This window comes from Neorhizobium huautlense, assembly GCF_002968575.1.
GTDB lineage: Bacteria > Pseudomonadota > Alphaproteobacteria > Rhizobiales > Rhizobiaceae > Neorhizobium > Neorhizobium huautlense.
In genome coordinates this window covers 1-12,986 of record NZ_PVBM01000049.1, presented here as the reverse complement: position 1 = coordinate 12,986, position 12,986 = coordinate 1, and the positions used below count along the sequence as shown (strand labels likewise).

At 64.6% G+C, this 12,986-nt stretch carries 10 protein-coding genes and 3 pseudogenes; 1 reads left to right on the top strand and 12 read right to left on the bottom strand.

Annotated elements, in window-relative coordinates; genetic code table 11:
• From C5L12_RS26570 to C5L12_RS26515, 11 genes and pseudogenes are all read right to left on the bottom strand, one after another.
• Window positions 1-335, bottom strand: a pseudogene (locus C5L12_RS26570) (transposase); the annotation flags it as partial.
• 166 nt (window positions 336-501) lie between these two features.
• Window positions 502-1,085, bottom strand: a pseudogene (locus C5L12_RS26565) (IS5 family transposase); the annotation flags it as partial.
• 898 nt (window positions 1,086-1,983) lie between these two features.
• Window positions 1,984-3,033: a type 2 isopentenyl-diphosphate Delta-isomerase gene (gene fni, locus C5L12_RS26555; protein WP_105375021.1), complete on the bottom strand. Its 1,050-nt coding sequence runs from the start codon at window positions 3,031-3,033 to the stop codon at window positions 1,984-1,986.
• Window positions 3,034-3,118: 85 nt separating this feature from the next.
• Entirely contained in the window at window positions 3,119-4,021 is a 903-nt protein-coding gene (locus tag C5L12_RS26550) for a terpene synthase family protein (RefSeq protein WP_105375018.1), read from the bottom strand.
• Window positions 4,018-5,565 carry a hypothetical protein gene (locus C5L12_RS26545; protein WP_105375017.1) on the bottom strand — a complete coding sequence of 516 codons (1,548 nt, stop codon included), beginning with the start codon at window positions 5,563-5,565 and terminating at the stop codon, window positions 4,018-4,020. The genes C5L12_RS26550 and C5L12_RS26545 overlap by 4 nt, the downstream gene beginning before the upstream one ends.
• Window positions 5,566-5,701: 136 nt before the next feature.
• Window positions 5,702-6,697 (bottom strand): polyprenyl synthetase family protein, encoded by a 996-nt coding sequence (locus C5L12_RS26540; protein ID WP_105375016.1) that lies wholly within the window; start codon window positions 6,695-6,697, stop codon window positions 5,702-5,704.
• A gap of 80 nt (window positions 6,698-6,777) precedes the next feature.
• Entirely contained in the window at window positions 6,778-8,121 is a 1,344-nt protein-coding gene (locus C5L12_RS26535; RefSeq protein ID WP_105375015.1) for a cytochrome P450, read from the bottom strand.
• Window positions 8,121-8,966 carry an SDR family oxidoreductase gene (locus tag C5L12_RS26530; protein ID WP_105375014.1) on the bottom strand — a complete coding sequence of 282 codons (846 nt, stop codon included), beginning with the start codon at window positions 8,964-8,966 and terminating at the stop codon, window positions 8,121-8,123. Before C5L12_RS26530 ends, C5L12_RS26535 begins: the two co-directional genes overlap by 1 nt.
• Complete coding sequence (locus C5L12_RS26525; protein WP_105375022.1) at window positions 8,953-9,261, bottom strand: ferredoxin; 309 nt, start codon at window positions 9,259-9,261, stop codon at window positions 8,953-8,955. Before C5L12_RS26525 ends, C5L12_RS26530 begins: the two co-directional genes overlap by 14 nt.
• A 1-nt stretch (window position 9,262) precedes the next feature.
• Window positions 9,263-10,546, bottom strand: a complete 1,284-nt coding sequence (locus tag C5L12_RS26520; RefSeq protein WP_105375020.1) for a cytochrome P450 — start codon at window positions 10,544-10,546, stop codon at window positions 9,263-9,265.
• A gap of 94 nt (window positions 10,547-10,640) precedes the next feature.
• Window positions 10,641-11,843 carry a cytochrome P450 gene (locus C5L12_RS26515; RefSeq protein WP_105375013.1) on the bottom strand — a complete coding sequence of 401 codons (1,203 nt, stop codon included), beginning with the start codon at window positions 11,841-11,843 and terminating at the stop codon, window positions 10,641-10,643.
• Between the two features lie 584 nt (window positions 11,844-12,427).
• On the opposite strand from C5L12_RS26515, the pseudogene C5L12_RS28910 reads away from it, so the two are divergent.
• Window positions 12,428-12,577: pseudogene (locus C5L12_RS28910) on the top strand (N-formylglutamate amidohydrolase); the annotation flags it as partial.
• 161 nt (window positions 12,578-12,738) lie between these two features.
• Here the strand turns inward: C5L12_RS28910 and C5L12_RS28620 are convergent.
• Window positions 12,739-12,986: hypothetical protein (locus C5L12_RS28620; RefSeq protein ID WP_105375012.1), on the bottom strand; the 248-nt coding region annotated here is incomplete at its 5' end.

Sequence of the window (12,986 nt, the reverse complement as noted above, 5' to 3'; positions counted from 1 at the left end):
TCAGCGTCTGGCCAAAGCGGCTGGCATAGGCGACGAACACGCCGATCTGACAGTTCTCGATGCGGCCGGCGGTGCCCGAATATTGCCGCGCCACCCCGACCGAATGGATGCTTTTCTTTCAAGCGGCCGGTTTCGTCCACCACCAGCACGCCCGATCGATCGCCGAGCGCCTCAATAGCGTAGTCGCAAACGATGTCGCGCAACCGGTCCCCATTATCCCATTGCGACCGCCCCAGCAACGCCTGGATCCGCCACGGGCACCCAAAGCCGGCCTGCTCGGAAAGAAGCCAGCCGGTCTTGCGCTCAATCCCCGATAAAAGCCCGTCGATAAACGCCGCGCAGCCCTCCCGCGTCTCGGAACGGCGGAACACCACGCCCAGACGCGCCTTCAGCGCCGACAGCTCCCCTTCCCAGGAAATCCCCGAACCCGACCATTCCGAAACAGACATGCCACATCCCCTTCAAGAGAATCATGATTTGCCTTCATCCACAACTGTAGTACTAGAGCCTGTTGAAAAAGTATGGCAGCCATATCTTGGCAGCGGCCAGGGCGAGAAATGCTGAGAAGGATTTTCGGGTCTTGTCGTATCGGGTCGCAATGCGACGAACTGTTTGAGGCGGTTGAACATCCGTTCGATGCGGTTTCGATCCTTGTATGCCCGGAAGTCACAGGCAGGCGGGTTCTTCCTTTTGGCCTTTGGTGGATGACCGGCCTGATGCCGTGGATCAGCAGTTCCTCACGCAGGAAGTCGCCGCCATAACCTTTGTCGGCTAGAAACAATCTCGATTTGCTGACCGGTATCGCCAGCAGATCAGGAACGGCATTGTAATCCGAAGCCTCGCCACCGGTCAGGATGAAGCTGAGAGGGCGTCCTTGACTGTCTGCGCGGGCGTGGATTTTCTTCGTAAAGCCGCCGCGTGATCGACAATAGCCTCCTGATAAGTCCCCCTTTTGCGCCCGCAGCCTGCGAGTGGCCGCGAACCGTGGTGCTGTCGATCATGTGCTGCCAGTCATCCGTCAGCCCGAGTTTGACTAGGGTCTCAGGGAGAGCATCCCAAACGCCTTGCTCGGCCCAACGGCGAGCCGGTGCAGTCGGATGATCCCAACTATTTGGTCTATCCGGAGCGCAAATCTCATAATCCCAATGTCATCGTCTTCGGTGATTGGCTCCTTCGTAGTCTTCGAAAAGCGCAGTCAAAATAGCGCAATAGCAACGACAGTTGGTGGTCCGCGGCCCGAATCCGTTCAAGAGCATCGACTGTTCAAACCAGAATCGTGAGCAAAGCTGGCCGGCAGCGCCATTCCAGACCCCGCTGCCGCAACCCTTTTGGGGAGCTTCTTAGCCAAAGAACCCACTTCATTCCTTCATCGGCGCCGATGAAGGAAGTGCCTGCGGAAACGCAGGAATAAAGCCACCGACAGGCGAGCCAACAACCAGTTGCCGCGATCGTGCGAGTCGGCGCCACTCATATAACTGCGAGCGCGATATTCCATGTCGCCGCGCCGTCGTCGCACACAAGCTAGATTCCCAACGTTCCGGCCTTCGATCGTAACCGTCCATTCGACCGCCTCGCTTCAAAACGATGCTGATGGACTGCTTGAGCCTAACAACCCGTGTTCGATCCCAGAGAAGTTACCGGTCTCCTGGACCGACCGCGCATGACTCGGGGTCAATGTGAATCGCTACTCCTTCACTGCAATGAATGTGCACCATCTACTCCTTGCCGGGCTCCCGGCGCACCTTGCTCCGACCCCTTTCAGGCGCTCAGCTCGGTCGACGTGTCCAGTCACCTCGATCAAAGCATCGACATAGGCATCAAATGCGGCTTCACTCTGGGCTGTCCAGTCGGGCATGGCGGGGTGCTTCCCTGATCACGAAGCAGCACCCTAACAAATCCGCGACCAGCGCCGATCCCCCGCATCCGCGACTTTCTGACTCAGTAAGACTAGGCGCCCGCCGCCACGTGCGGGCGACGCCAGCATCAACCCGCGGGCAGATGCGCCGAGGGCAACAAGCGTGCCTGACGCAACGCCGCCAGATCAGCCGAGCCGGTGCAGAAGCAGGCGACGGCCAACTGGCGGATAACGATCTCGAAATGTGCGACAACCGCCTCGGTGGATACTGTAGCCGCGCGCAGCACGCCAGCCGCCTGCCCGGCGATGTCCGCGCCCAAACTGATGGCCTTGGCCACGTCGACGCCGTCGCGGATCCCGCCCGACGCGATCAGCTTCACCTTTGGCAGCGCCCGACGTACCGCCTGAACGCTAGCCGGGGTCGGAATCCCCCAATCGGCGAATGCCATCGCCACTGCACGGCCGGCGGCATCGCGGGCGCGCTCGCTCTCCACCGCGGCCCAACTGGTGCCGCTGGCGCCGGCGACATCGATCACCGCCACGCCCGCCTCGACGAGCGCATAGGCTACCGAGGCGGAAAGGCCCGACCCCACTTCCTTGGCCACGATCGGCACACCCACGCTGCGCGCAGCGCGAGCGATCTGCGCCAGAACGCCGCGCCAGTCGCGGTCGCCCTCCGGCTGTACCGCTTCCTGCAGCGGATTGAGATGGACGATGAGTCCATCGGCTTCCAGCGCATCCACCGCCCGGCGCGCCAGGTCCAGGCCGTCGGCCTCGCGCAGTTGCGCGGCGCCGATATTGGCCAGCAAGGGAATGTCTGGGACCAGGCGGCGGAGCGCGCGCGTCAGCCCCTGGGAGTTGCGGGATTGTAGGCTCACGCGCTGCGAACCGACGCACATGGCGATCCCCAATGCTTGCGCTGCCTCGCACAGATGCCGGTTGATGGCCTCGGCGCGTGGCGTGCCTCCGGTCATCGAGCTGATCATCAGCGGAGCGCGCATGGTCTTGCCCAGCAGCGAAGCGCGGAGGTCGATCTGCGTCAGGTCCAACTCGGGCAATGCGCAGTGTTCGAAACGGATATACTCCCAGCCGGCGGCTACCGTGGCCGGCGCCGTTCGCCGATCCAGCACGATGTCCAGATGGTCGTCCTTGCGCCGTCTCAGGGCGGTGTCGCTGATGCTCGCTCCATCCGTCGCATCGGACGACGGCGTTGCGTCGGATCGGACCGACGGCAGCGTGCGCAAGCTGCCGCCTCCCGCGCGTTCAGGTTGGCGCACGCTGGCCTCCCCCCGCGGCGTCGCTGCGGTAGCGGCTGGTCGAGGTCTGGTAGTACTGCGCGCGGATGGCCGCCATCGCCTCGATCAACGGTCCCCACGGCGCGGGAAAGCGTTCTTCCGCCATCGCCCGGTGCAACATGCGCGTATGGCCGGCCAGCTCGTCGTTAAGGAACTCCACCACAGGCATGGCAGGATAGCGCTGCAGCAGCAGGATCGCCGCGTTGTCGGCCTCGCCGGTCGACCTATCCTTGTCGCGTCCATGCAGATCGTTCTGCAAGCGCCCTATCGCAGAGATGAGCCGCAGGACCTGGCGAAACGCTGGACGCGCGCGCAAGGTCGCCATGTCCAGCCCCCACAGCAACGACAGGCAACAGAACACATTCGCGTAGGCGATCGAATCGATGCCGTTGTGCAGGTACTCGGCGTAGGACCAGCGTTCCTCCCCTGCCGGCTGCGCGGGTCCGGCGCGCAGCGCCGCGCAGTAGCACCGGGTATAGTCGAGAAGCTGAGCATAGTCGCGACGATCGTAGGCGAGCGCGGCCAACGAAGCGCGCAGCACAGCGCAGCCCTCGAATCCGGGGAGCGCGCATGGCACACCCTGCCCCAGCGCCTGCTCCACCGCGGCGAGCTGCTCCGGCGCGATCAGCCCAAGGTCGTTGCAATCGTCGAGCCAGAACAGCAGCGCCAGTTCGCGATAGAACGCCACGATCAGCGTTTCGTCTTGCGGATCGCGGCCGGTGCGGGAGCTGGTGTCGCGCAGGCTCGGGTGGATGCGCTGCAGGATGTACTGGCCGCCCCTGACCGCTTCCATGGCATGCTCGTTGGCGAACCCTGTCAGGGAACGCCCCCACTCCAGCACCTGCTGCAGCGCGCGTTCGGTCTGAATCATAGCGCCGCTCCTGCGCGCTCGGCCGGGACGCGCTGCCCCCAATGAATTGCCAGCCACAACCCGGCGAGTTCGGCTACGCGCACGACCCGGGTGGGGCAATACAGTTCCTTGCCGATCCATAGCGGCGTCTGCGGCAATGCATGCGCCGCATGGCGGGCGAGCATCCACTCCACCGCACGCGCCACCGCCTGCGCGATGCGCCGGCGCTCTGTCGGCTCTTCGCTCCCGTCCATCACATGCAGCGCAAACAGCGCATAGGCTGTTTCCTCGAATGTGGACGCGCGACCGGCGCCCCAGCCGCCGTCGTCGCGCTGCGCCTGCAGCAGCGCCGCCAGCGCGCGCTTGTCGCGCCACTGGGGCTTGCCTTGCGCCAGCGCAGCGACCGCATGCGAGGTGGGATACAACCACGAAACGTGCCATTTTTCGTTGTCCCATAGCCCGTGCGGGTTGCGATTGGCCTCGACGTAGGCCCTGGTGCCGGTGGCTGGCTTTCCCAACAGTCGCAACGCTTGGAGGGCATGGATGTTGGTCGACACCGAGGCATTGCGTTCGCCGGGGAAAGTGACGAACAGCTCGCCGATTTGGAAATGACGCAACACATCGACCGTCGGGTCGCGGCCTGCAAGGCGCAGGACGCACAACGCAACGGCGGTGTCGTCCGCATCGGCCGCGAAATGCGAGGCCGGGCCTAGACCGCGCTCGCCCAGGCGGGCCTCGACCTGCGCGACGATTACGCGCACCGCGTGGGCGAGCGCGGGATGCGCGAACAGCCCGGCAAGATGCAGGGTGTACAGCGACCAGCATGGCTCGAACACATTGATCGGCCAGACGTTGGGAACGACACCTTCGATGCCGCTGCGGGTCGCCCGCGATGCCGCCTGCAGATACGCGTCGGCGCGCCCGACCTGCGGCGTGCTTCCCCGTGTCACGGCGTGCGCACGCCACGCGGCCGTGGCCGCGGGACTGATACCGATGCTGCCGTCGTCATCCGGGTATGCGGTGGTCGGCGACATCCCCCAGGCTTCCCAGGAGTGCAGCAACGGATGCCCGCTCGGCAACGTCGCCACCGCCCCCAGCTTGACCAGGCACGCTTGCCGCAAGGGCAACAGCGCCGGGTGGCGCGGAAACGTCACGCCCAGCAAGGATTCGGCCTCGCCGCACAACTGCGGCAGGATCAGCTCCGCACCGATCGGCGCGTCCTCCGGCACCGCCTGCGCGTAAGGATCGGGCTGGCGCTCCAGGAACCGGGTTGCAGCCTGGACTGCGTCAGCAGCGCCGGGAATAGGATCGGCACGCTGCAATGCCAGCAACGCCGCCCACGTGGGCGCATGGCGGAACAGCGGAAAGTCCGCGCTTCCCCATCCGCCATCGGCCTGTTGCTGCGCGATGAGCCACGCGTATGCGTCCTGCCGACCGGTGACGTTGCCGTGGAACTGCAGAGCTCGCGCCGTGTCGTAGACGGACGGACCGACGCTGCCACCGTCGCTCATCTCGCTCAGCAGGTGGCGCAATTCGGAAAGAATCTGATCGGACAGCGCGTTCACGTGGGATGTTCCTTCTGCAGACAGTTGACGAGAAGCAGGATCGTACAGACGCCGCGCACTCGGTCACAGTGCAGCATGCACCGCTGCCGCCGGCCGATCGCATGGCACAGGGCGACTCCATGCGGACGGGGGGCGCTCATGCGCATGGCGCGTGCTTCAACAGATGCGCGTCGGCACGCTGCAGGATCTGCGCCAACCGTTCCGCACGCGGCCCCAACGGGAAAATGGCCTCCCCGGCGTCGCGCAACAAATCCAGCGCGAACTGGCGCGCTGCCTGCAGCCCCATGATCGACGCGCAAGTCGGCTTCTGCGCCGCCGCGTCCTTGCCTGGGGTCTTGCCCAGCGTCGCGTTATCCGCTGTTGCGTCGAGAATGTCGTCGACCACCTGCAACGCCAGGCCAAAACAGGCGCTGTAGCGATCGAGCGCACAGTACAGCGCAGCGTGCGCGGGATCCTCCGCGATGGCGCATAGCGCGCCCATGCGAACGGACGCGCGCACCAGCGCTCCGGTCTTCATCCGGTGCATCGCCACGATCCTGTCCAGCGAGACGTGCTTTCCAACCAGCGACAGATCAATGGCCTGCCCGCCTGCGGCGCCCTCGGCGCACACTGCCTGCGCCAGTTCGCGCACGAGCGCAATACGGTTGTCGCCCGGCGCATTCAGGCTCGACAGGGTCAGGAAGGCGTGCGCCTGCAGCGCATCACCGACCAGAATCGCAGTGGCTTCGCCGAACTTGACGTGCACGGTCGGAAGCCCGCGCCGAAGCAGGTCGTCGTCCATTGCGGGCAGGTCGTCGTGAACCAGGGTACAGGCGTGCATCATCTCGATGGCGGCGCCGACGTCGTCGAGCATGTGCGCCGGAGTGTCGGCCAGTGCGCCGGCAGCCAGACAGAGCAAGGCGCGGGTGCGCTTGCCGCCATGCAAGGTTGCGTAGCGCATCGCCGCCATCAGCTCGGTCTCACCGTCGTCTTCGGCGTTGAGAAGACGCGCCAGCGCCTGCTCGACCCGCTTTGCGCCGTCCTGCATCCAGATCTCCGGGAGCAACCTGCCGGATGCGTCGCGCGCCGGCGCACCCAATCCGCCGAGCTTGGAAACAGTTCGGTCGTCGTGTAGGGTGGAAACAGTCTGCATATTTTCATCTCCTTGTACCTAACGGGGAACGGCCGCAACGTTGCCGGCGTTGTGGCGCCAGCCGGGTATGCGGTGCTAGCTCATGAGAATCCGATACGGACTTTCATGGAGGGCTGCGCTGTCGGGAAGTGGCGCCGGCCTTTTTCGGCGTGGCTCAGCAACCGCGGCCGTACCCCCGCCTTGTGCATGGTCAGCGCCAAGGCGATGCTGAACTGCACCAGTTCCAGCCATACTAGGTGGTAGCCGATGCAGACGTGCGGGCCGCTGCCGAACTGCAGCATGTCCACCGGCCGGATCGGCTCCATGCGTTGCAGCCACCGCGCCAGGCGGAACTGATCAGGCGCCTCGTGCAGCAGCGCCGAGGTCGAAAAATGCAGCAGCGGGATGCCAAGGCTGGTGCCCGCGGGGATGCGCCGCTGGCCGAGTTGTAATTCCTGCGTCGCGCGACGCGGTAAGAGCGAGGATGCCGGATGCAGGCGCAGCGTTTCGCGGAACAGCGCTTCGGCGACCGGACATTGCGCCAGGTCTGCGTGCCGGGTCGGCACCGTCCCCACGCGCTGCGCCTCCTCGACTAGGGCATCCCAGACCTCAGGCTGCCGCGCCAGCTCGATTACCATCCAGGCCATCGTTGAGGCGGTGGTCTCATGGCCGGCAAGCAGCAGCAAGCGGACGTTGGCAACCAGCACGTCATCGGAAAGCGCGTCTTCGCTGCGATCGAAGGCGCTCACCATGTCGTTGATCAACCCGGTTCCAGCGGAACGCGCGCGGGCGTCGCGGATGAACTGTCGCGATTGAGCGTCGATCCAGTCGCGGGCGGCGCGGCCGCGCCGCAAGGGTGTGCCGGGCAGGTCGACCGGGGGGGCGACGATCAACTGCAGGAGTTGCCGGTACTTGCGATGCCACACCGGCAGGTCTTGGGGGGGGATCCCCATGAGATAGAAGGTGAGCTTGAGCATCAGGTCGCCAGTTTCGGGCAGGATAGTTACTTCACCACGCTCGCGCCACGCCTGCACCCTAGCCCGGATGACGGGTTCGAACAGCTCGCCAATGCCGGCCTCGGTCAGCCCCCTGGGCAGGAACGCCGCCTTTATCCCGTCGCGCGCTCGCCGGTGCGCGCTACCGTCCAAAGTGACCAATGTTCCGCCAAGGATTTCGGGCGTGATCTCCGCGATCAGTGAAGAGGACACATCCTTGTGCCGGAGCACCGCGAGCGCATCCGGATGCAGGCATGTCATCAATTGTCCCCCTGGGCCGAAGTCCAGCCAGAAGTGGCTGCCCAGCGTCCGTTCCGCGCGCCGCAGCAGGCGCGGCAGGTCGGAAACGATGGCGGGTAGATGCCCGACCATGGGGAAGGCGCCGGGCATGACCGGGATGTCGTACCGCAGCCGGTGCCGACGGTTCAACGGGTTGAGCAGCATGTCTATTACCTCCCTGGGACCGAGGCCGCTTCGGTGGTGTCACCGGCCGGACGCGCGGCGGGGCTATTGCCACCATCGGCATATGTCGGCACATGCGTCAGCATGCCGCCGTCGATGCACACAACTTGGCCGGTGATGAACGCAGCATCGTCGGAGAGCAGGAAAGCCACCAGCGCGGCCACGTCCTCGGGGCGGCCGACGTGCGCCAGGAGCTGGTGCCGGCGCAAATGCCGTAGCATACACTCCTCGAGCTTGGCGAGGAGACGTTCGGTCATGATAAGCCCCGGCGCAACCGCGTTGCAGCGGATCTGCGCGTGACCGTATTGGGTGGCAAGCGAGGCCGACAGCATGTTCGTCGCCGCCTTGGAGGCGGCGTAGGACGTCTGCGCGGTGTCACCGCTGAGCCCCTGGCACGACGACATGTTGACGATCGCGCCACCGCCACGGGCTATCATCCGTGGGATGGCCTGCCGGCAGCATAGCAAGGTGCCACGCAGATTAGTCGCCATCGTCTCATCCCAAACCGCCAGGTCCAGGTCGAGGATCGCGCGGTCGCGCGGGGTCAGATGCATGGCGCTCGCGTTGTTCACCAGCAGGTCGACCCCACCAAAGTGCCGCTCCGCCGTCTCGAATAGCGCGGCCACCGCCTGCGCATCGGCGATGTCCATGGCCAGGGCCAGGGCGTGGCCCGATTCGTCAGCGATCTGCGCGGTGCAGGCGATGGCCGCGGAGCCATCGATGTCGGCCACGACCACTCGCCCCCCCTCGCGCGCGATGGCGAGGGCGCATGCCTTACCGATGCCGGCGCCGGCACCGGTCACCACGGCAACCTTGCCCTCAAACCGTCCCATCGTGTCCTCCCTGACTATGTTGGTCTTTCGCGGCATGCCGCCCGACCTCTGCCGAAGAGGGCGCAGGGTCGGCCCTTACGGGCTCGCCATCGTCAGCGACGCTTTCGGTGACCCGAATGGCGGCGACCGGGCATTGGCTGGCCGCGAGCCGCACAGCGGCGTGCAGCGCCTGCGGGACCGTCGCCACGCACACCTCAGCCACGCCATCCGCTTCGCGTTGGCGAAAGGCGACCGGCAGCGTCAGCGCACACTGCCCGGTGGTTGCGCACAGCTCCTGGTCGACCACGACGCGCATCTCAGCCCGCATGTAGCCGCACCGATAGCGCTCTGAATGTCCTAAGGAACGCAGAGGGCTCCCGGGTCGGCTGCTCGGCCAATGCCAGCATGGGGAAGCGCGCCTGGATCCGCGGCAGGCTCTCAGCCAACTGCACTCGGGCCAGTTGCGCACCGAGGCAGAAGTGGATGCCGTGGCCGAAGCTCAGCATGATCTTCCCATCGGTCGACATGCCAGGACTGGTGCCGTAGAACCGCGCGGGATCGAAGCGGTCGGGGTCGGCGAAGGCGTCCGGGTCGCGATTGCCGGCCGCGATCAGCACGCGCACGTCCGCGTTCTTCGGGATCACCACGCCGCCCAGTTCGATGTCGCGCTGGGCGATCCGCGGAATGGAGCTGAACATGGCAGGCGCGTCGCAGCGCAGGACTTCTTCGACAAATGCCTCGACCCCCATTGCGTCTCCCTGCAGCCAGTGCCGCTGCTCGGGATACGCCAGCATCGCCAGGACGGCATGGTCGATGGTCGCAGCAGTGGTGGCGAAGCCGCCCAGCAACATCCCCCACAGCATGCTGATCAACTCTGCATCCGACAGCGTGTCGGCATCGTCGTCGTGTGCGCCGACCAGCATCGACACAACGTCGTGACGGGGGTCGGTGCGCCTGAGCCGTATGAGGTCGCCGAAGTAGGCCAATACCCTGGCGCTGGCCGCGTCCGCCGCGGTGAGCTGGGGATCGCTGGCATGGGGGCTCAGGCCTTCCAGAATGGCGCCGACGCCGGTAGCGAGTCTGAACATGTCGTCCTGGGGCATGCCGAACAGTTCGGCGAAGACCAGCATGGGCAAGGCCAGCGCGAATTCCCGATGCAGGTCCACCGCCTCCCCGCGCTCCAGCGTGGGCGCCATGCCGTCCAGGCGCGCTGCGACGATGCGCGCGATGCTCGGCCGCAGGTTGTCGATCTCGCGCATGGTGAAATCACGGGAGATTAGTCGGCGCAGACGCGTATGCGTTGGAGGATCCTTCATCGCTAAAGTAGACGCCAGCAAACTGAGCGACAAGCTGGTCGCCGCACGCGGGAAATAGCGCGCCAGTTCGCCCGGCGCCGGTCCCCGAAACGCATCGCCCGTGGCCTTGAGCGCCCAGTAGATGTCGGCGTGACGGCTCAACAGAAAGAGGCCCGACACCGCGCGATGCACCGGATCGTGCTCGCGCAACCACCGCATGAACGGATAGGGGTCGTGGATGCACGCTGTCGACGCCAGTTCGACGAAGGCGTCCCGGCATGCTGCCGTGGTTTCTTGCACGTCCATCTTGGTTACCTGTTGGCTGGTTGATCTGACCGGCGCGCGCCAGGCGCGGCCGGCAAATTGCGGAGAAGATCGCGATTTCGGGGGCATCCGTGCATCACCAGAGCACCGGGAACTCCTCGAACCCGCCAGTGATGATCTCCTTGCGCAACTTCAGTTCTTCGGGCGCCACGGCGAGGCGCAACGCGGGAAAGCGCTGGAAGATCGAACCGAACACCACCTTGAGTTCCAGCCTCGCCAGCGCCAGGCCGATGCAGTAGTGCGGCCCGTGGGAGAACGCCAGGTGCGGGTTTTCGTCGCGTTCGATGTCGAAGACTTCCGGGTGGTCGAAATGGCGCGGATCGAACGACGTCGCCGGCAGGCCGACGAGCACCTTGCTCTCCGCGGGAATATGCACGCCGGCGATGGTCACGTCGGTCCTGGGATAGCGCATGATGCCGTCCCAGCCCGCGCCCGGCGGGTACATGCGCAGGATTTCCTCAACCGCCTTGTCCACTAGGGATGGATCTCCGACAAGGCGTTCGCGCTGTTGCGGATGGCGGAACATGGCCAGCAGGCCGAATTCGATCTGCGCGACGGTGCTCTCGTGCCCCGCCACCAGCATGCCCGCCGCCAAGCCGATCGCCTCTTCCTCGGTCGCCTTGCCTTGATCGACCGCTGCGAGCAGATCCGTCAGCAGGTTGTCGTCCGGATCCTGGCGCTTGTCCCGCATCTTCCCGCGAATGTAGATGCGCAGTTCTTCCCAGGCCAAGCGAGACAAGCTGCGCGGGCCGCTTTCGTGCTGGTGCGTCATCACCTCGTCGGAGAGCCTAGCGAAAAAGGCATGATCCTCGTATCGTACGCCGATCAGCGCGCTGATGACCATGGCCGGAAGCGGAAAGGAGAGGTGTCTGCGCAGGTCGGAGGGCTGGGGCTGTGCCACCAGCGTCTCGAACAACTGCTCGGCGATCGCCTCGACCTGCTGCACGAGCAGCTTCACCCTGTGGTTGCTGAAGGCCGGCGCCACGATCGTGCGTAAGCGGGTATGCTCGCCCCCCTCGTGCGAGACCAGCCACCCCGGAGAGCCGAGAATCACCGAATCCGGAGTGAATGCCGCCGGCGGCATTCCCGCGGGTCGAAACGCAGTGTCGGACAGCACCGCCTTGGCTTCGTCGTAGCCTGTCACCCACCAGCCTTCGTGCCCGGACGGGAAACGCACGCGATGGATCGGACCGTCTTGGCGTAGCGCCAACATTTCAGGCGACGGCTCGATGTGATCGACGCGCCACATCGGCAGCGTCGGCAAGGGTTGTTGGGGCATGGTGGCACTCACTCTCTAAGCGATGGAAGGGCGGAGATGACCGGTAGGCGCTGCGGGCGACGAATGACGTAAGACGGCATGTAGACGAAGCCCTCCGCGGCGTAGCCCGACTCAATTATCAAGATCGACCAACGTGCAACTGTTTAGATATACCGCGCGGCGAGATGCAGAACTTTATCCTGCGCCTCTTCGATTTCAGGATAAGGGGAGTACGGTGGGCCTTTGAGTCACAGCCGGCCATCGAGATTTCCTGCGCAATGGTCGACAATGGCGGCGAGCTTGTTTGGTAGGGGACGGGTGGTTTCGCCGAGGCCCACTTCCCATAGAATGCTATCTGATGTGGATTTGACATTTTGCTTTTCGTTCTTTGTTCATCGATCGCGGTGCCATTCACGAAATGAAGATCGGTCGGCGGCTTCCAGGCCGCAACGAAGGAGTATCAAAACTCGTGCCAATTTGGCCGACCCAGCAGAAGAAAAAATTGTGATTGCTTTTCAGCAGATTAGCCTTGGGCCGGACAAGAGCTCGGCGAAATGGGCCAATGTCGCAAAACCAACAAAGGCGACAGAACAGTGTCGGATAGTACCAGAACCAATGTAGGTTCGGCTTACGCCGTGTTGGTCGACTGCCATTCGTTGCCGGCCAGCACTCGGGTCGGCGACAATTCGGTGCGGCCGGATTTCATCTTCGGCGACCGTTTTGGCATTTGCGCGTCAGACGCCAGACCGGCGACACCTTCTTTATCAGTTGTTCTGTCGTGGAATGGATGCCAGGCGTCCTGACCGTATTGACGGATAGTGCCTCCCGGTTGGCTCAGGTGTTCACGTTCTTGCTACGTGCCTCGTTATCGGTTCTTTGGGCACAAAATCGCGGAACGAAAGCCCATTTGCTAGTACTACAGTTGTAGCTGATCTCGTTTTCTGTAGTGGGCGAGCATGGCTTGCGCCTGATGGGTTCGTCGCCAGGGAGACCAGGCGAGAATGAAAGCCGGTTTTGCGGGCTTTCGCATGATCAGGCGAGCGATGAGGGTGCGGATTTCGGTGACGGCGGGGATGAGTCTCAGCTTGCGCGTCAGGCAGCGATTGACGGCTTTGGACTCGTTTCGTTCGGTTTGCCGCCGGCCGAGCGGCGTAGATCGGCGCC